The sequence below is a fragment of the Desulfocicer niacini genome, from assembly GCF_054657595.1.
Genome location: NZ_BAAHYK010000004.1, coordinates 12,138 through 31,412, shown reverse-complemented (window position 1 = coordinate 31,412; position 19,275 = coordinate 12,138). Strand labels below are relative to the sequence as shown.

12 protein-coding genes are annotated in these 19,275 nt (G+C 50.2%); 4 read left to right on the top strand and 8 right to left on the bottom strand.

Annotation, left to right across the window (positions count from 1 at the left end):
• Window positions 1–57 precede the first annotated feature (57 nt).
• The 7 genes from ACYQ2M_RS02840 to ade form a co-directional block, all read right to left on the bottom strand.
• Entirely contained in the window at window positions 58–3,696 is a 3,639-nt protein-coding gene (locus ACYQ2M_RS02840; RefSeq protein WP_459914801.1) for a translocation/assembly module TamB domain-containing protein, read from the bottom strand.
• 8 nt (window positions 3,697–3,704) lie between these two features.
• The gene (locus ACYQ2M_RS02835; protein WP_459914800.1) at window positions 3,705–4,364 is read right to left on the bottom strand and encodes an MlaD family protein; all 660 of its coding nucleotides are present in this window, start codon (window positions 4,362–4,364) and stop codon (window positions 3,705–3,707) included.
• An 81-nt stretch (window positions 4,365–4,445) separates the two neighbouring features.
• Window positions 4,446–4,871 carry a DUF1178 family protein gene (locus ACYQ2M_RS02830; RefSeq protein WP_459914799.1) on the bottom strand — a complete coding sequence of 142 codons (426 nt, stop codon included), beginning with the start codon at window positions 4,869–4,871 and terminating at the stop codon, window positions 4,446–4,448.
• Window positions 4,872–5,123: 252 nt separating this feature from the next.
• A complete protein-coding gene (locus ACYQ2M_RS02825) occupies window positions 5,124–6,458 on the bottom strand; it encodes a B12-binding domain-containing radical SAM protein (RefSeq protein WP_459914798.1) in 1,335 nt (444 codons plus the stop codon).
• A gap of 8 nt (window positions 6,459–6,466) precedes the next feature.
• Window positions 6,467–6,934 carry a siroheme decarboxylase subunit beta gene (gene ahbB / locus ACYQ2M_RS02820; protein WP_459914797.1) on the bottom strand — a complete coding sequence of 156 codons (468 nt, stop codon included), beginning with the start codon at window positions 6,932–6,934 and terminating at the stop codon, window positions 6,467–6,469.
• A 211-nt stretch (window positions 6,935–7,145) separates the two neighbouring features.
• Window positions 7,146–8,255 carry an S-methyl-5-thioribose-1-phosphate isomerase gene (gene mtnA / locus ACYQ2M_RS02815; RefSeq protein ID WP_459914796.1) on the bottom strand — a complete coding sequence of 370 codons (1,110 nt, stop codon included), beginning with the start codon at window positions 8,253–8,255 and terminating at the stop codon, window positions 7,146–7,148.
• A gap of 24 nt (window positions 8,256–8,279) precedes the next feature.
• Window positions 8,280–9,998 carry an adenine deaminase gene (ade, locus tag ACYQ2M_RS02810; protein WP_459914795.1) on the bottom strand — a complete coding sequence of 573 codons (1,719 nt, stop codon included), beginning with the start codon at window positions 9,996–9,998 and terminating at the stop codon, window positions 8,280–8,282.
• 684 nt (window positions 9,999–10,682) lie between these two features.
• On the opposite strand from ade, the gene ACYQ2M_RS02805 reads away from it, so the two are divergent.
• On the top strand, window positions 10,683–11,987 hold the full coding sequence (locus tag ACYQ2M_RS02805) for a KamA family radical SAM protein (RefSeq protein WP_459914794.1): 1,305 nt from the start codon (window positions 10,683–10,685) through the stop codon (window positions 11,985–11,987).
• A gap of 44 nt (window positions 11,988–12,031) precedes the next feature.
• Here the strand turns inward: ACYQ2M_RS02805 and ACYQ2M_RS02800 are convergent, their stop codons facing one another.
• Complete coding sequence (locus ACYQ2M_RS02800; protein ID WP_459914793.1) at window positions 12,032–13,342, bottom strand: amidohydrolase; 1,311 nt, start codon at window positions 13,340–13,342, stop codon at window positions 12,032–12,034.
• A gap of 390 nt (window positions 13,343–13,732) precedes the next feature.
• On the opposite strand from ACYQ2M_RS02800, the gene ACYQ2M_RS02795 reads away from it, so the two are divergent.
• The 3 genes from ACYQ2M_RS02795 to ACYQ2M_RS02785 all read left to right on the top strand — a co-directional run bounded on the left by ACYQ2M_RS02795 (window position 13,733) and on the right by ACYQ2M_RS02785 (window position 19,125).
• On the top strand, window positions 13,733–15,607 hold the full coding sequence (locus ACYQ2M_RS02795) for a hypothetical protein (RefSeq protein ID WP_459914792.1): 1,875 nt from the start codon (window positions 13,733–13,735) through the stop codon (window positions 15,605–15,607).
• Window positions 15,608–15,874: 267 nt separating this feature from the next.
• Window positions 15,875–17,365, top strand: coding sequence for a hypothetical protein (locus ACYQ2M_RS02790; protein WP_459914791.1), 1,491 nt, complete (start codon window positions 15,875–15,877; stop codon window positions 17,363–17,365).
• Window positions 17,365–19,125 carry a hypothetical protein gene (locus ACYQ2M_RS02785; RefSeq protein WP_459914790.1) on the top strand — a complete coding sequence of 587 codons (1,761 nt, stop codon included), beginning with the start codon at window positions 17,365–17,367 and terminating at the stop codon, window positions 19,123–19,125. The genes ACYQ2M_RS02790 and ACYQ2M_RS02785 overlap by 1 nt, the downstream gene beginning before the upstream one ends.
• Window positions 19,126–19,275: the final 150 nt, after the last annotated feature.

Here is a 19,275-nt window from a genome sequence, read left to right as displayed (position 1 = left end):
CTTGGCGATGGGGTGGTCAGGCTTGAAAATCCTCTGTTCCTTCAGGGCAGGGGGCGTTTATCTGAACTCCAGTCGATATTTCACTTCACCGCCAAATTTCCCCTGGGAGTCCTGAAATCCGGTGGCCGTCATTGTGTCGGTCATCTGATATTCGGCGGAGGTGGTCTGAATCATCTGGCCATCCTCGGAGGCCGTGCCATATTTCAGGGTCACCCGATCGGTGAGTTTTTTCCCCACGGTGAGGTTTACATTGCCCACACTGCCATTGCCCTCGGGGTCATCAAACCCCACTTCAAGGATATCAAGACCAGTGGCGGCCCGGACATTGTCCTGCACGGAAGAGGTGGCAAACTGGGCAAGAGCGTTCCCCGGAGAAAAGGTGGTTCCCCCCTCGGAGGAGATAAGTTCGTTGGTGGTTTTTCCCCTCAACAGGAGGGAGGTGATGTCGGCCTGTTCCAGTTGCGGGTCCGAAGCCAGTGAGAGCACCAGGGCATCCGGGGTGCCGGTGACGGACAGGGTAATGTCCCAGTCCCTGATTTCATGCAGGGCTTGGATATCAAGTTCCGGTTCAATCTTATACGGATTTATGAAATCAATGGTGCCCCGGGTCAGGGTAAACTCTTTATTGTAATGGTGAATGGTACCCGGATCAATGGTGGACCGCCCTGAAACCACCGGTGCCATGGGAGAACCCTGAATGCGTAGATCCGGATGAATTTCCAAGTTGGCAAGGTTGGTATCAACGATGAAATTGTTTTTGGCCTGGACAAAAATATCCAGGGTCAGGTTATCCAGATAGGGGTTGCCCTCTTGTTGTTGGTTAACTCCCTTTCTGGATCGCTGGGGATTGGTCACAGCGGAGATGATTTCTTTATTGATATTTATCTCCCGGGTCAGTTCCCCGGAATCAAGGACAATGGTGCCGGAGAGGGCTGATTTTTCCATGGTGCCGGCAAGGTTTAAATCTACATCAAACAGGGCATCAAGGCCCTCCGGGACGTTGACGGGTAGGGACTGGGCCGTGAGTTTTGCCGTGTAGGCCCGGGGCATGAAATCGGTGAGGCTGGTTTTGCCCGTGATGGAAAAGTTCCCCTGATCCAGAAAGCCTGTGATCTCTCTTATTTCCACCTGATCCCTGTTGGCCAGGATGGTGCCGTTGATGGCGTGAATTTTTGACGGAAAGTCTGGGAGGGTAACCCCCACATCATTGATGGATAGTTGCGCATTAAACCGGGAGTCTTTTATCTCTTTTTTGATCAGGGCCGTGACATCCAGGGAAATATTTCCGGTGAGATCCGGGAGGTCGTCGGCAAACTGCCGGGCAGCACTGACCGGAACCCTGGCACTGGCTTTGGCTGTGATATCGCCATCCACCGTTCCTGATCCCCCGAGTGTAAGGGTTCCCTGTTCGGGCAGAGAGGTGGTGAAAGGGGGTACCTGAAAGGTTTTACCCTGGAGCTGGGCCTTGATATCCGTTGAGGTGATATTGAATTTTTCCTGAAGAGCAATGGAAATGGTTTTGATGTCGGTGCGTACGTTGATGTTATCGAGGGCTTCGGCATTGCCGTCCAGGGCTATTTCCCCGGTGATATTGCCGGATATTTCGTCTTGTCCTGCCAGTTGAAACCAGGGGCTCAGGTTGGTGTCTTTAAAGAGCAGGTTGCCCTTGAAATCCCGGGTGCCCAGATTAAACCCGGCGGTGATGTCAAAATTGAGTCGCCCCTTTATGGTGGCATACTGGTTTTTGATGTCAACGCTGGCAATAAGGTCCTCAATGGGTTTTCCATCCACCGTGAAGGATTTGAGCGCAATGTCCCCTGTAACTTGTGGGTCTTCAAAGGTGCCGGTGGCAGACAGGTCGGCAAAAAAGATGCCGTCGGCTGGGCTTTTTTCCCGGATGAGGTTAAATCGGGAAAGGGGGATGCCGTTGGCATTGAGTTTTATGTCAAACTGGTGAAGGGTATCTGCCCATCCCACGGCATTGATTTTCCGGTTTTCTCCCAGGTAGATGTCCAGGTTTTCCAAAAAAACTTTCTGAAGGTCAAGACGGGCGATAAGATCTATTCTCTCCACTGATTCTCCAGCCACTTCAATGCGCTGGCCTGCCAGGGTTACCAGGGCTTTGGGGACCTCTTTGCTGCCATTTATGTCGGCCTTGAGAGTGAGGATTCCTTTAAGACCCTGATCTTTCAACGCACTGATATATGGACTCAGGTTTTCCAGGGCCAGGGGGCTTGAGGAGAGGGAGAGCTGGATCAGGGGATTTTTAAGGGGGATCATTTTACCCGGTTCCAGAAGGGCTATTTTTCCCAGAAGGTCTAAGCTGACAGGTTCCGATGACAGGGTGCATTTTTTGACGGTGAGGATTCCCTTGTCAAGGGAAAATTGGATATCTGCATCTGCCCGGGGATAGGGCCCATATCCGGCACCTGTGGCTTTAAGGGTTAGGTTTCCCGTCGGGGGAGCGGAGATCCCCCCGGAAAAGTCCATGGCCAGCTGGCAGACACCGGCAATGCCCTTGATGTCAAAGCTATCAAGCAGGGGGCCCGGCATGATGTCTTTGCCGTCAAGACGAATATCCCAGGCCAGGGCATCCAGTTTTTGTTCGGGGGAAAGAAATCCTGAAGGAAAGGTACGGGAGAGGTCCACCGTTCCTTTTGCGTTGACCCTGCCACTGTCATGGTCCAGAAGCAATTCACCGATGCGGCAGATTTTATCTTTCATGTCAATGTCAATGTGTGCCCGGTTGATGTTATGACCCAATATCTTTCCGCCGGGATAGTCCAGAAAAAGGGTGACCTCCGGGTTGTTTACGGGGCCTTTAATTGTGGCCCGGGCCGCAATAGTTCCTGAAATATCCGAGGTGTTTTCCATGGATTTCAAGGTTCGGGCAATGTCGCCGTCCACGGTCAGGTTGATATCTGCTTCCGGGGTGGAAAAAAGGGTATGGGCATTGCCTGTAAGGGCAAGGTTTCCGGCATCGGTATCCAGCTGGACATTTATATCTGTAAGGGCATCTTTTAAAAAAGCGGCGGTCAGGTTCAGGCGGTGGATGGTGGTGCGGGCCTGGGGAAGGTTGATGCTTGCGCTGCCCGTGGTCAGGGTGAGATCCAACTGTTTTTTGCCCAGGTTGCCCCGGCATTGAAGGGATAAATCCCCAACGCTGGTATTGATTGCATCGGGAACGGAAACAAAGGAGATAGTGCCATGGGTGATGCCAATGGTGTGGGCAATGATATTAAACGGCAGCACCAGAGGGGAGTCTTCCGGTTCCGGTGGGGCCTTTGTGGATGAAGGCGGCGCATCGGTGAGGGCGGCAAGGATGTTTAATATATTGGCACTGTTTTTTTCAATGGTGACGGTGGGATTTTCAATGGCGAACTCTTTTATGACAAGTTCCCGATTTAACAGGGCGGACAGATCCAGAGACAGCAGCAGGCGTTTGAAGTCTGCCACCGGGTTGTTTTCTGCAGAAACAAGTGATGCCCCGGTTATCTCCAATATGCCCCTGGCCGGGGACAACGTAAGCGTTTTCCAGGTGAGGCTGCCGGGAATGCGGTCATTGATGGTTTTTTGCAGCCGTTCAGTTCCCGGGCGGGACTCAATGTAGAACAGGCCGGAAACAAGGGTGATGCAGAGTAGGAGAGCCAGCCCCGCAAGGGTGGCAGCGGTGATGATGGATATTTTTTTCAGCATATGAATTGTTAGACATCCTCAAGGGCTTGAAGTTTCTTTTCCAGGGGCGCGGCTTTATCTTCCATTCCTTTTTCTTTTAATTGCCTGCTCAGCTCTTCAATCTGCTGTTTCAGTCTGGGAATGAGGTCGTTTCTGATACTTTCCTGGAGGGCTTGTCCCGATGTTTTCATCTTTTGGGTCAGTTCGTCGATCTGGTTTTCAAGTTTTTGGTATTGGTCGCTTTCAGGGATTGACTTCATGTTGTTCATCAGGTCGTCAAACCCGCTTTTGAACTTGTCAAAAAAGGGTGTCAGCCCCTGAAAAGGAGACGGGGGGGTGGCTTTTACCGTTGCCCCTTTTTCCAGTTTTTCGCCTCCTTTTTTCGTCAGGGTCATGAGGATGGCTTTTTCATCTTCTTTCAGGGGGGAGGGGATGATTTCAAATCGTGAATGCTCCGTGAAGGCTGATTGGAAGGCAGTATCAATCTCAACAGATACCAGAAAGTCTCCCGTGTCGGTGTATGCAATGTGGGTGACACGGCCCACTTTGTTTTGATCGAAAAACAGAGGGGCTTCTTTTTTAAGGCCCTGGATGTCGGAAAAGGACAGGTTCAGTAGAAAATTATTGCATCCCATGAGCAGCAGAAGCGTGAACAACATTATTGACAAGTGTTTTACTCTGTAATGCATGATGTCCTCCCTGTGGATCATTTAATGGATGTTCATAAAACCGGCATTGTTCGAGATTGGTAAGTGTTATGGTTACGTCCATCAGTTGAGTTCTTCTTTGGTTTTTTCCGGCATTGCAAATTTTATCACCGGAACCCCCTCCTTGTCCAAGAGTTTATCTTCTTCAGGTGTGGTGATTCCTCTTATGTTCTTGGGTTCTGATGCGCCATAATGGATTTTCAGGGCCTCCCGGGCAAAACCGGTTCCCACATTCTCAAAGTTTTTTTCCACGTAACGGGTCAGTTTCTGGTTGATTCCGGCCAGCATATCTTGTTGTTTTCTTTGAATGGATGTGGCCTGGGAAGAGGTTTTCACCGCCACGGGGGAGAGTATCTGCTCCACAGATGTGGTATCGCACACTGGGCATGATAAAAGACCCTGTTGGTATTGTTGTTCAAAATCGGCACGGCCGTCAAACCATCCTTCAAAGGTGTGGCCGTTAATGCATTCCAGATCAAATATAATCATGTTTGGCTGTCCTGGTGACCATGACGATGGCGTACCCCTGGGGGCGCATCGCGTTGTTGGTTGTAATGTTTTTTAAAAAACAGTACCTTTAGTACTATATCTCGATGTTCAAGTTTTTTGGGCCGCCTTTGCAAGAACGCGTCTAGCTTTTGTTATTGGCGTTATCCACCCAACCCGTTGCGAACCCAAAATATCATGGATGGTGCCAATAATGCAAATCTGACTCTTCACTTGCCACCCCTGCTGTGAATCTTATTGTCTTGTTAACGCTTTGAGTTTGTGGATGGTTTCAAAGGCATGGTCTTCCTCCATGCAGGGTAGCAGGGCGTTGTTTGTGAATACAGGGTTTGCTTCCAGGTCAAATCGGGAATGTTTTTTTGCCGTTTCCCACATGAGGGTGTGGGGAATGGGGGTATAATAAGCCAGCACCGGCTGTATCCCCTTTTCCTTAACTGCCATGATGGACCGGGCTACGGCCCGAGGGGGCTGCTCCGGTAGCGCGCACAACAGATAGGCACCGATCTGATCCGATGAAAAACCCGCCTGTTTCAAGTGATCCACCGCCAGGGAAAATTCATTGCCCCGGACTTTGTGATCCTCGGTGCGGGAGGATGAGACATCCGCTGTTTCAAGGCCCAGTCGGATGGTTTTAAAACCGGCCCTGAACATCATCGTTGCCACCTCCTGGCTGATCTGTCTTATGTGCAGGGCATTGGGTGTATGAAAAGACAGGGGCATGGCGGATTGGATGATTTTTTCCAGAAGGGGAAGAATATGCTCAGTGGGGTGGATGAGCAGGGCATCATCGTAAAATGCAAAGTTTGTTATTTCATGGACCCTGTGCCAGTGCTCAATTTCCTGGAACACCGTTTCCGGAGAGCGATGGCGAAGGCTTTTTTCCAGAAACGAGGATGCGCAATAGGTGCAGGAAAAGGGACACCCCCGGGAGGTGAGAATGGGGGCGTAGGTCATCTTTGAGACCAGATCCAGAGCCGGGTAGGGCAGGGCATTCAGCTCATTGAGATCATATTTCGGGGTAAAGGAAAATCCGGTGTGATGGTGGATGATGGCAGGAATCTGCACTTCGCCGCTGCCGGTGACGACCTCATCGGCCAGGGAAAATTTCCGGGCATGGTCCGTACACAAAGATGCGTATACGCCTCCTAAAATAACTGGAACCCCGGGGAACATTTCCTTGATTACAGCAATGGTTTCCTGTACCCCCGATGCCCAGTATGTCATCATGGAGGTGACAAAAATAATATCCGGCACAGGGGTGTTCTTAAGGTCTTGGCGGAACCAGTTCGGTTCAATGCCATACCGGGAAAAACGCTGACCCATGTGCCCCACACCCCGGGGTGGGGGGATTTCTTTTTTCAGGAAAGGGCCCCGGCCGTCATTTAAAATCTTCGCCCCTGATCCGGCACGGGGGTGAAACCTGTCCAGGCAGTCCAGGAATTTTACCGTCATGCCATGGTCCCTTAAAATGGCGGCAAGCCCCAGAAGCCCTAAGGGCTTGGCCCAAAAATCATAGGCGGCAAAATCGTGTATCCAGGGGTTGACACAGAGAATATGGGGAACTTTCACGCCGGGACTCACTCAAAATACTGCATGGAGGTTTTTTTCAATTCTTTTCGGCTAAAGAGCAGGGTGTAGTCGTTGACGGCGGTGGCCTGGGAAATCTTTTTTGCAATGGCGTGGCAGGTGGCCTCATCTGCGGCGTGAACCATGGTGTAAAGATTATAGGGCCAGGTGGCTGCCGGATCTCTGCGGTAGCAGTGGGTCACCTCCTGGAAGGATGCCATGATTTCTCCAACCTTAGTTGCCCGGTCTTCATCCACCTTCCATGCCACCATGGCATTGGCCTTGAATCCGGATTTCTGGTGTTTCAGGGTGGCACCAAACCGCCGGATAATGCCTTGCTCTTTGAGCCGGGTGACAATGGCCAGATATTCCGCCTCTGAGATGCCAATGGCCTGGGCCAGGTCCTGAAAAGGACGTTGACACACAGGAATGTTCCCTTGAAGGGAGGCCACAACTTTTTTTTCGATGTCAGTTAACATGCGTTTTATTATGTATTTTACCCTTTCATTGTCAAGTACTAAATTTTGTCGGGTTCTTTTTATTTCTGTCTGTTGCTGTGCCCTGCAACGAAAATGTTATTATGCCGCCTTCAGCGGTGGGGAGATCTGGAACACGGCCGTTGTCCGCCCGTTGACTCTTTATCTCCTGAAATCACCCACTGCCGGGGGGCTGAAGTTGACATGGTTGTGCTTATGTCCGTTCGGGGAAAAGAGAAAGAATACCTGCTTCGGATGCCTCACATATTCCCCGTTCCGTGATGAATCCGGACACCAGGCGGGCCGGAGTCACGTCAAAGGCATGGTTGGCCGCCGGACTGTGGGCCGGGGGGACCATCACCGTGGTTAGATGACCGTTTCTATCCAGTCCCTGGATGTGGGTGATCTCATGGGGATCACGGGTCTCAATGGGAATGTCTGCAATGCCGTCCCGCAGGGTCCAGTCAAAGGTACTGGAGGGCAGGGCCACATAAAAGGGGACGTTGTTGTCCCTTGCTGCCAGGGCCTTTAAATAGGTGCCGATCTTGTTGGCCACGTCTCCGGTGCGGGTGGTTCTGTCTGTGCCCACAATGACCAGATCCACCATGCCGTGCTGCATAAGATGGCCTCCGGCATTGTCGGTGATAACGGTGTGGGCGATGCCGTGTTTGCCAAGTTCCCAGGCCGTCAGGCGTGCGCCCTGGTTCAACGGGCGGGTTTCATCCACCCACACGTGGATGTCAAGGCCCTTATCAAAGGCGGTGTACATGGGAGCTGTTGCCGTGCCGTATTCCACCGTGGCCAGCCATCCGGCATTGCAATGGGTCAGGATGTTCACGGGACCCTCTTTTTTTGTGCGGGCAATGGCTTCTATCAGGGAGACCCCGTGCAGTCCGATGCGTTTGCAGTTTTCGGCTTCTTCTTCCACAATGACCAAGGCAGCGTCAAGGGCTGCCTTTAGTCTTTTTTCATGGGTGGTGTGGGGTAAAACCATTTCAAGTACTCTGTCCACTCCCCAGGCCAGGTTCACCGCCGTGGGACGGGCATCTTTGATACGCTGGCATTCATGGATGAGATGGTCGGTGTCCATCTCTTTTTTTTCCTGGCTTTCAAAAAGGGCGGTGTACACCCCAAAGGCACCGGTGGCTCCGATGAGGGGGGCACCACGGACAAACATTTCCTTTATGGCTTCAATGACGGCATTGACTGTGTCAAGATTGGCTGTGACAAGCCGGTGGGGCAGTTTTCTTTGGTCAATCACCCAGGGGGTTTGTGAGGTGGTACCAAACCAGATGGGTCTCATCTCTTTTCCATCAACCTTCATTGTTATCTGTATCCTTATCTTTAATTATACAAAAAGTTCCACCAGTTCAAATTTGTCCACATCCACCAGTCCTTTATCCGTGATCTTGAGGTGAGGAATCACCGGCAGGGCCAGAAAGCCAAGGGTCATGAAGGGATCACTGAGCGGTGAGCCCAATGCCTGGGCCGTTTCAATTGCCTTTTCCATCTCCTGGTGCACTTGGGCCATGGGGGCATGGGACATCAATCCAGCCACCGGCAGAGCAACGGAGGAAAGGGTTCTGCCTGCATTGACCACACTGACGCCTCCCCCCATGTTTACCACTTCTCGCACTGCCTGCATCATGTCCCCATCATCCATTCCCACCACGATGATGTTGTGAGAATCATGGGCCACACTGGAGGCAATTGCCCCGGTTACAATCCCCAGGCCCGTTACAAAGGCTGTGGCCATGCCGGTGTTCCCGGAATGCCGGTCGATCACCGCAATTTTTGCCATATCCCGTTGAGGATCTGCCACGGCATATCCGCCCCTTCCAAGGACATCCATGGTCTCATACCCTGTGACAACCTGATGGGCCATGGCCTTGATCACCCTTACCCGGGAACTTTTCTGGGGAATGGAAAAATTTATGGTATCCATGTTGACATCCATGGCGGCAAGGCAGGGGGACGAGGGTGCAAGTTGCTCATCAGGGCAGAGTGTCTCTCCTTTTTCAGACACCAGCACTCCCTTGGCATATACCCTTTCAATATCGAGTTTTTGCAGATCTTGAAAAATGACAATATCGGCCCGTCGGCCCGGGGCAATGGCCCCGGCATTCTGAATACCGAAATATCGGGCACAGTTGATGGTGCCCATCTGTATGGCCCGGATGGGGTCAAGCCCTAAGGAAATGGCTTTTCTGATGATATGATCCACATGGCCTTCAAAGAGGATGTCCCCGGGATGCCTATCGTCGGTGCACCACATCATGCGGGACCAGGTATGGTCGGTGATGGCTGGCATCAGTGCCTCCAGGTTCCTTGCGCAGGTGCCTTCCCGCACCAGGATGTGCATCCCCATGCGCAGCTTTTCCAGGGCTTCTTCACAGGTGGTGCATTCATGGTCGCTTTGAATTCCGGCGGCCACATAGGCATAAAGCGATTTTCCTGTCAGGCCGGGGGCATGGCCGTCCACGGGTTTACCCGCTTTCCCGGCAACATTGAGTTTGTCCATCACCCCTGGGTCTTGAAAAATGACACCGGGATAATTCATCATTTCGGCCAGGGCGCAGACCGATGGGTGGGAAAAAAGCGGTTCCAGGTCGGTGGCGGTCAATGTTGCCCCGGCGGTTTCCATGGCGGTGGCCGGTACACAAGAGGGCAGGGCAAATAGGATATTCATGGGCTGGCTACGGGCAGATTGTATCATGTATGTGATGCCGGTCAAGCCCAGCACATTGGCAATCTCATGGGGATCTGCAATGACCGTTGTGGTTCCCCGGGGGACCACAGCCCGACCAAAGGCGTCCGGGGTTACCATGGCACTTTCAATGTGCACATGGCTGTCCATGAATCCCGGTGCCATGTAAGCCCCTTTAAGATCCACTGTTTCCCGGCTCTCATATTCACCGAATCCACAGATGTGCCCCGCTTTAATGGCAACGGATTCCTGCAGGATCTCTCCAGTGAAGACATTGATAATGTTTCCATTGACAAACAAAATGTCCGCCATTTCTCTGCCTGCCGCCGCTGCAATTTTTGATTTAATATCCATTGTCATCTGTTTATCCTTTTGATGGCACTTATGTTCCGACCGTCAGCCTTCAATGATTTAATCCTGATCCAGTTGGCCCGTCAATCGTGATGAATGGCCCATGTAATCACTAAGCCCAACTTATCAGCTTTCATGCAACAATTCAATTCCGGGGTATCTTCTCCTCCAGTTTTATCAGCATAAAAAACTTGAAGGTCAAGTGTGAGCATAATAAGCAAAAAATATGTAACCCTTGAAAAAAAGCAGATTCCGATTATTATTATGATTAATATTTGCTTTGGATTGATCGTTATGATTGACAACTCGGAATATGTCGGGTGCCTGGGGTCAGCCTCGTGCTGATGTGCTTTGTTTATAACTGCCATGGGCAAACCTTATTCTGATCTCGTTCTGCCCACAACGAAGCATGAAAGAGTATTAGACTTACCTACTATTTCATATAAACCAAAGGGCACCGGGTAGTTGTCAATCAAAAGCATAACCATATTAGCCTGACCCCACCAGTTTGTGAATGAGCCATTCAGTTTATGAATGGTTTCCGTCTTTTCTTGACCCGATCGTATGTGTGTCCTTCAGTGTATTCCCCGCCCTTCATCGTTTGATCCAGATTTTAACTAATGCCCTACAGCAGAAATTAATGACCTGCAACAGAAAAGGAGTTTTTCTATCAGCGATTTAAAGGAGGTATCCATGAAAACAAATGATAACAGCCAAAAATACAGGGTGTATACCCAGAAGAATTTTAGAACCATTCCCCAGATGAACGAGATTGACCGGGAGGTGATGGACAACATGGCCGCTGTGGCCGAGGTATTTCCCTTTCGTGTCAATAATCATGTGATCAATGAACTCATTGACTGGACAAAGGTGCCCCAGGATCCGATCTTTCAGCTGACCTTTCCCCAGCCAGCTATGCTTTCTCCTGAAGATCTCAACCGCATCAAAGACCTTCAGCGCACCCCGGGACAGCAGGGGGCCTTGCCCCAGGAAGTCCGTCGGATTCAGGAGGCCATGAATCCCCATCCGGCAGCCCAGGTTGAAAAAAACGTTCCCGTTGAAAATGGATTTGAATTCAGTGGGTTGCAGCATAAATATAATGAAACGGTGCTTTTCTTTCCCACCCAGGGACAGACCTGCCATGCATACTGCACCTATTGTTTTCGATGGGTTCAGTTTGTGGGCATGGAGGATCTGAAGTTTGCATCTTCCTCCCCCAGACATCTTACGGATTATCTGTCTCTACATCCCGAGGTCAATGATGTCCTTTTCACCGGAGGAGACCCCCTGTTCATGCGGACCCAAACCCTGGCCCGTTACGTGGAACCCCTTCTGGCCCTTAAATCTGGTAATCTTACCAGTATCCGTATGGGAACCAAATCCGTGTCCTACTGGCCTCATCGCTTTCTGGGGGACAAGGATGCCGATGACCTTTTAAGATTATTCGAAAAAATCGTTCAGTCCGGCATTCATCTGACCATCATGGCACATTTTACCCATCCCCGGGAGATTGCATCTCCCCTGGTGGAAGCGGCTGTGAAACGAATTCTTGGTACCGGTGCACAGATGCGTTGCCAGGCCCCTCTGGTTCGTCACATCAATGATGATTCCGAAGTGTGGCGGACCTTGTGGAAAAAAGAGGTGCATCTTGGCATGATCCCCTATTACATGTTCATTGCCCGTAACACCGGACCCCAGGCGTATTTTGAAGTTCCCTTGGCCCGGGCCCATGATATTTTCACCAGAGCCTATGCCAACGTGTCCGGCCTGTGCCGTACGGTCCGGGGGCCATCCATGTCTGCAGCTCCTGGCAAGGTGCTTGTGGACGGTATCCCCGAAATCCATGGGGAGAAGGTCTTTGCCCTGAAGTTTATCCAGGCCCGGGATACCAGCTGGGTTAATCGGCCCTTTTATGCAAAGTTTGATGAAACGGCCACGTGGCTGGACGACCTTAAGCCTGCCTTTGGCCGGGAACGGTTTTTTTTCCAGGAAAGCTGATTTTTTAAGGCAATGGTACAAACTGGAGTAAATATTCTGCAGGATCAGGATATATCCCCGGCTGCAATCTCCTTGGCAAGGATCCGGACATCATCCATTATCTTATCCACATCAAGGGTGACAAGTTTTCTGTTCTCCATCAAGACCCTGCCGTTGACAATGGTGGTGGTGACATCACTTCCCCGGGCCGCATACACCAGTTGAGAATAGGGATTATACATGGGCACCATGTGGGGTGCCTGGGTGTCCACAACGATGATATCCCCCTGTTTTCCCACCTCCAGAGATCCGATTTGCCTTTCCAAACCCAGAGCCTTTGCCCCGTTAATGGTGGTCATTTTAAGGGCGGTTTTGGCATCCACGGCTTCGGGATTCATGGAAAACACCTTGTGCAGTTTGGCGGCGGAGTTCATTTCCCCAAAAAGATCAAGATCATTATTACTGGCGCACCCGTCGGTGCCAAGGGATACGCAGATTCCCTCCGCCAGAAGCACAGGTATCGGGGCCACCCCCGAGGCAAGCTTCATGTTGCTTTCCGGGCAATGGGCCATCTTGACATTGAATTTTTCTAATAACGCCCGGTCTTCCTGGGTGAGGTGTACACAATGGCAGGCCACCACGTTGGGACTTAAAACGCCCAGGTCTGCCAGGAACTGCACCGGGGTTTTTCCGTATTTTTCCTCAATGAGATTTACTTCGTTGCTTGTTTCTGCCACATGGATCACAAAAGGCACCTTACGGGTCCTGGCCAAATCAGCCGCCCGGGTGAGCAGTTCCGGGGCACAGGTGTATGTGGCATGGGGCTCCACCGCCACTGTTATCAGTGGGTGGTTTTCCCATTTTGCCATCATGGTGTTGACATACTCAAATCCCTTGTCAAGGGGGCCATAGCAGGGTGACGGAAAATCATAGAGCACCTCCCCCACCACGGCTCTCATGCCCGCCTGGTCGGCGGCTCTGGCCACCTCTTCTTCAAAGAGATACATATCACAAAAACAGGTGGTTCCGGAAAGCAGCATCTCCGCACAGGCAAGAAGAGCACCCCGGTACACCATGTCTGCCGTAATTCGGGATTCTGCCGGAAAAATGTGGTCATGGAGCCACACCATCAGAGGCAGATCGTCGGCCAGGCCCCGGAACAGGGTCATGGCGGCATGGGTATGGCTGTTGACAAGGCCTGGCATGATGATGCCCCCCCGGGCATCAATTTCCCGCGTGGGGATGGATGATGAGGTATCCTCCGGGTTGCCCACAGCAATAATAACGCCATCCCTAACCCTTACGGCACCGTTTTCAATGATTTTCATATCCGTATTCATGGTCAGTATCAGGCCGTTTTTTATTAATAGGTCCATGGGAGTTTTCCTTTTTTGGGAGGTGTGAAAAGGTAGATGCTGGGTTCTGGGTTTTTTAATGGAAATAACAGGATCTGGATTGCTTGTAAAGGGGGGTGATGTTGGGTTCCCAGGCCCCCTGAGTTTTTTTATCCAACGTCAGATGTTGTTAGGATTCGCCCATGGGGAATGGCTGCCCCAGTGTTATTTCGTTTTTGAGATCCCGGCAACATCCTCCATGGCCCGGGATGATTGAACCTGGAGCAAGTGCCCATGAATTAAAATTCAGCTAAATTGACTTTTAGATAGTTTTTAGATAAAATAACTAATTTTATTTAAAATGCATAAAATCGGCCTTGCAAGTCTCGATGCAGCTGATCTACAAATTTGATTTTACAGGAGAAAATATAAATGGGGCGATTTGATGATTTTGAGCTGCCCGTTGAAAAAGTTCAGGCATATCCCCTGGTTTTTGAGGCCTTGGTACCGCCGGAATGCAGTATCTTTCAGGATGTAAGGCGATATCAAAGTGTAACCTCCAGCCTGGATGTGAGAATCATTGATATTAATGGGAGAATTCCCCTGGAACAGGGAATGACCCAGATCCCCATGTCTAGGCTGTCCGGAGGTGCGAGAAAAGAGTTCATTGAATACCTTAAGCTGCGGGTGACAAGGGGAGATAACATTGGTTCCCGGTGGGTTTTTTTTCGCTCTGAAGATAAAAAAATCATAACCGCCTATGGAGCCAATGTGGTGTATAAGGATTCCCTCCAGGGGCAGTCCCGGGCCATTGCCCTGCTTAAAGAACTCCAGAAAGGTGGACCCAAAACCGTTTTTATGGTCAAGCTGATTGTGATTTTGGGAGTGGTTGCTCTTTTGTCCGCCGGTGGCTATGCCCTTTACGATAAATTTTTCACCGGTAAGACCTTTGACTTTTCCTTGGGAAGTTCTGATCCGGATTCCATGGAGATGACGTTTTACAGCCGCCATTTTCCGGAGGTGTATGCATGGCGGGATTCTGAATTGCCCGATGAGAAAAAAATTGCAGACACCTTCTTGAATCCCGATTATGTAAAGGATATTCTGTCCTGCATGAATCAGGACTCCTACCGGGATGCCTCGGACAGTGATATCAATTTCAAGGGTGACCGGCTGGCCCTCTTTGTTTATTTTAATTACAACCGGGACGTGACCAAAGCTCTCAGAAAATATGATATGCAGCTTTCCGGCACGGAAATGAACCGTCTTGCCCGGATTTATTCCTGTGAAGCATCGGGTTACACCAGTAATGTGTTTTATTTCAAGGTGGGGGATCTTAACATCAAGCATCCCCAGGTGAACCAGTTCCTAAGCGATAACATGATCTCCTATACAGATTACAAGCGACTGCGGGATTCCCAGGAGTTTTCCCAGATGCTCAAGGCAGATACCATTGATTTTAAACTGAAAAATTTCCTTGCCGATGTGTATACCTTTTCTCCCTTAAAGATCGAAGCCCCCTTGGAAGATATAGACTGGTATCTCCTGGCCGGGAGAAATGCCGACGGTAAATTGACCTTTGCCGGTTTTTTCCGGCGGGATGAGTCCACCCTGGTGCCCCGGCGCGTTGCTGCAGCCCTTATGGGAGGCGAATCAACCGGTGAGACCTATACCTGGTATGCCATTGACGATGATCAGCAGCAGGAATTAAAAATTTCCAAGACCTCGGCGGTGTATTTCACCGAAAAGGTTGGCCAATCATTTAAGCTGGCACTGATATCTGAAAAGATTGATCAGATGCAACTCAGTCGGATTGATTCCCATTTCCCCGTGGCCGTACACCGTGAACTGTTGATGGAAGATGCCAAGGGAAAGTATGGTATCCAGTGCTATGATCCGTTGACCTCTCTTGTGCTGTCCAATCTTATCAGCAAATCTTCCTTTGAAAAAACCAGCCATGTTACCCTTAAACGAGACCCCATCCAGGTCAACACCTCCCTTGTGCAGCTGTCCAAAGACGACAGTTCTTCCACCCAGGCTGTGAATATCAGCCCTGGCAGATCAGGAATTGTCTCCCTTTTTAAAGATGCTGACCATTTCCGGGGAAAGCTTGAAAATGGACGGACAGTTAAATTTGAAAGGGCGGATATCAATGTGTTTAACCCCTTTTCTTTCATGGTGTACAATGACAGTATCACCTTCAGTTACAAACATGAGATAAACGGAATGGAATTTCAAATCGGTCAGAAAAGACTTAGTATTAACAAGTCCGTGGATGGCGGATATCAGATCATGGAGCTGGATTAAACCGTGACGGAAATTATAACAAAACATCACACCCATCAGGATTAAAGGGCTTGGTCATAACCTGGGCCAATCGTCATCGTTCGGGCCGACGGGTTCAGGCTTGTTCTATTAGGGCCTTAGTATTTATCCGGCTCTATGCTTTTGACAACTGTCTGTGTTTCAAGACAGATTTTAACAAAAGTACAATAACCCAAGCCAGAACCCACCCCATGCGGTTCATGTTGAGACCAAGCCCGGATTAAACCGTTCTCAGGAGTAAAAAATCCCATGCGTTTTAATGAAAGCCGTCTGGCGCGGCTAAGAGATAGTATTGAAAGTATAATTGAAAAATTAAAAGCCACGCCGGCCCAGCAGATGGAAAAAGCGTCTTCGGTCATAACGGCTTGCAGGGAGTGCCTGGACCATGTACCGGCCACGGATACCCCGGTGTATGTACATATCATGGGCACGGACAAGTCCTTTAAAACCAGTTACCTCCTGGATCTGTTTGACCATGCTGACCTGGGGGAACTGTTTTCTGTGAAGGCCCACAATACTTCGGAGAACACTGCTGTTCCCTGTCTGGTGGAGCCCTCGGACACCGTAACACGCATTGTGATCCGTCAACTGGCCATCAGTACCGGCGGGATCATGAGAGATGATATTTCACCGGATCTTTTCGGGAAACTCTATGACCTTTCCCAGGGGGCTGTGCCCGGTGATTACCTGCTCCAGGTGCTGGTGCCCGCCGCCCAGACCCCCATGACTCTTCCGGTTATTGAGTATCCCGGGATCAAGGAGGGGGCAGATGCTCTGGAGTCCCAGCAGATTCTTCATAAAACCTTTGAAAAAAACCTGGTGGATAATCTTATCCGTTTTCCCGGCATCCTGGTGGCTTGTTTCCAGCATAAGATTGCCATTCCCCCGGGCCATCCCATGGACATCATACTGAAAAAATACCGTGAAGTGCTGGACACCGGTCCCCTGGACAGGAAACTGCCCCTGGTGGTGTCTTTGCAGGGTGAAAGTGCCATTGCCGGATATTGTGGCAATACCCATGTGGAAAAAGATATTGAAACGGATTTCAAGAGTTATCCTGCCTTTGACACGGTGATTCAGCTGGTAAATCCCTGCAATGATCGGTATCCGGTGACCTTCGGAGAACCCGGTCCCTATGTGGATGGCTGGATTTCCCGACTGAGCCGCTACAAAGATCTTGAAGAGATTCAGGATAGCATTACCCTGGATGGCGGCATTGCCTGGTCCCGGCATCTTCTTGAATCCATCTGTGTCGGTGAAACCATTAAAGAGGCCCTGGATATTATTTTTCTTATGCCCTGGATGGATACTGCGGAAAACTGTCTTGCCCATGCCATGGCCACCCTCAATGAAATTGAAACCTATGACGAGGTATCCGAGGTAAAAGAACGGATGCGCAGGCTGATTGTCCAGGGACGGTATCGTTCCATCAGAACGTATTTCAATAATGAGATGGCCACCCAGGCAGATGGTCTTGTGGAAAATCATCAACGATTCTGGACTGGGGTCTTTGCCCAGTATCTTATGCAGTTCTTTGATAATGATGCCATGTGCCGAGGGGTGTCTGAGGCTTTGTGGGAAAATCTGAAGGAACGACTGGATGGTGGAAACAAGGGTTTCCTGGGCACCCGGGAAGAAGATTTGCCCTATATCATAATGAACAGTGCCGAACTTTATGTGCCAAATGCCCTGATCAGGGGGGACATTGCGCTCATGGGAAGGGTACTGGAGGACGTATAATGTTTTTTGATTTTTTTAAACGAAAGAAAAAAAAGGTGGATGATTTCCATCTGGAGCTGGCGGATGACAATCGGCTTTATTATGAAACCATTGCAGGCAGAACCTCACGGGATCCCAATAACCGTGAAGAATATATTCTGTTTGTGGATTTCGGCTCCTACCGCACCTCTGTGCTGTGCTGGCCCTGCAGTTTTGGCCGGGACAAGATCACCGATACCTGGCAGTATGTGGTGCACTATGAGAACGGCAAGGGCAATGGCGGGGGATTTCCGTCGGCCTTCATCAATCCACCTTCCGGGGATGAGCGGGATTTTGCCTTTGTGGATGATTTTGATGACATCAATGTCTCCAACAGCCAGATTGTTAAAAGTGCAAAATCGGTGTTTGCCAGCAAGTTTGCGGCTTACAAGGGAAATGTGCCTCAGTTTCGCATTTATATAAAAAAGGTACTTGAGGAGAGCTTTAAATATATCACGGCCCCAAAGGAAGGCCGTCCATGGAATGGACCTGCCGTTCCGGTGATCACCGAGATCCGGGTGACGGTGCCGGATCTTTTCATAGAGAATCTGAGAAATGGCTACCGGGAAAGCATCTATTCCGTGTGCATGGAGTTTGCCGCTCACAACAAATGGAAGGTGCTTTTACCCCCCAATCTGAGAGGCCTTAAAAAAACCTTTGTCAACATTTCCGCCGATGAAAGCGGATCATGCGAGTTGTATTTTCTTAATCTTATCAAGCTCATGCCCTTCTGGGATCTTTCCAGCGAAAAGGACCGCCTGCCGGATTTACAGGAGGTGGCCTTTCTTTTTTCCCAGAAACGCAACGCCCTCCAGGAAAAGAAGAAGGGGCTTACCTTTGTGGTGTGCCATGTGGACATCGGCGGTTTGACCACCGATGCCAGTATTTTGCTCATGCGCTCCTTTGAAGATCCGGATCTTGGTATCACCACCACCCTGAAGCGAAAGGAATCTTTTTCAGAAAAAAAGGCAGGCGAGTTTTTTGCCGAGCTCTTTAGAGAAACCCGCCATGCCGATGATGAAGAAAAATGGTGGGATTCCGATGTCTTCATTGAAAGAGAATTTTCCCGATTTCTGGAATTGTTATTTGGCAAGCAATATGCGCTTCTCCAGGAGTGGCGAAGGGAACAATGCCTGGACGGGATCTATTTTTTGATTTCCGGACGTCCCACCAAGGCCCCCAAGGTGCGGGAGATCATGTCCCGGTTTATTCTGCGGGAGTTTAACAAGGAAGAACTGTTGCTTTTGCCTGAGCATTGTCTGTTCATGGCCGACTATTACCATGTGGGCAAAAACCAGGAAGGGGAGCGTTACGCAAAGAAGATTGCAAATTTTGAAAAGCTCATCACCATCCTTGGCAATGTCTATACCCTGTATGACGGCTATGAAATTGATTTTGACGAGCACCGCTATTACATCGCTCTGGATGTGGACACCCGTTACACCAATCGCATGGAAATCCTTCCCGGCAAGCAGTACAACATGGAGGATTTTGAAAACTACCAGAAGGCTGCCCAGCGAAACAATGTTTTACATCTGGCTTTCACCCGCATTGCCTCCGGGGAAAATGCCACCCGATTTCTGACGGTGAAGAAAATTGCCCGTCAGACAGCCTATCCGGTTATTAAGATTGCCGACAAGCATGAATTTGATGACCAGGCATGGATTACGCCTTCTTTGATTATCACTAATCTGGAGCAGAACGACCAGGCCTTTGATTTGGCCTGGGCTTCACATGTCTGATTAAAGAGGCAGTGGGGGGGGCGATGATCTCCGTAATAGGTGGACCAGCGCCTCCCAATAACAAGGATGGCTTGTGGCTTGCAGTTAACAGAGCAGACCAAAGCAGATATCAGGAAACAGTCGGGGAATTTGGTCAAGGGTTTATTGATT

Bases quoted from the DNA above. Each gene is read 5' to 3' on its own strand.
- ACYQ2M_RS02830 (WP_459914799.1), bottom strand. From the start codon at position 4,871: ATGATTATATTTGATCTGGAATGCATTAACGGCCACACCTTTGAAGGA.
- ACYQ2M_RS02785 (WP_459914790.1), top strand. From the start codon at position 17,365: ATGTTTTTTGATTTTTTTAAACGAAAGAAAAAAAAGGTGGATGATTTC.
- ACYQ2M_RS02840 (WP_459914801.1), bottom strand. From the start codon at position 3,696: ATGCTGAAAAAAATATCCATCATCACCGCTGCCACCCTTGCGGGGCTG.
- ade (WP_459914795.1), bottom strand. From the start codon at position 9,998: ATGACAATGGATATTAAATCAAAAATTGCAGCGGCGGCAGGCAGAGAA.
- ACYQ2M_RS02790 (WP_459914791.1), top strand. From the start codon at position 15,875: ATGCGTTTTAATGAAAGCCGTCTGGCGCGGCTAAGAGATAGTATTGAA.
- ACYQ2M_RS02800 (WP_459914793.1), bottom strand. From the start codon at position 13,342: ATGGACCTATTAATAAAAAACGGCCTGATACTGACCATGAATACGGAT.
- ACYQ2M_RS02795 (WP_459914792.1), top strand. From the start codon at position 13,733: ATGGGGCGATTTGATGATTTTGAGCTGCCCGTTGAAAAAGTTCAGGCA.
- ACYQ2M_RS02805 (WP_459914794.1), top strand. From the start codon at position 10,683: ATGAAAACAAATGATAACAGCCAAAAATACAGGGTGTATACCCAGAAG.
- ACYQ2M_RS02835 (WP_459914800.1), bottom strand. From the start codon at position 4,364: ATGCATTACAGAGTAAAACACTTGTCAATAATGTTGTTCACGCTTCTG.
- ahbB (WP_459914797.1), bottom strand. From the start codon at position 6,934: ATGTTAACTGACATCGAAAAAAAAGTTGTGGCCTCCCTTCAAGGGAAC.
- mtnA (WP_459914796.1), bottom strand. From the start codon at position 8,255: ATGAAGGTTGATGGAAAAGAGATGAGACCCATCTGGTTTGGTACCACC.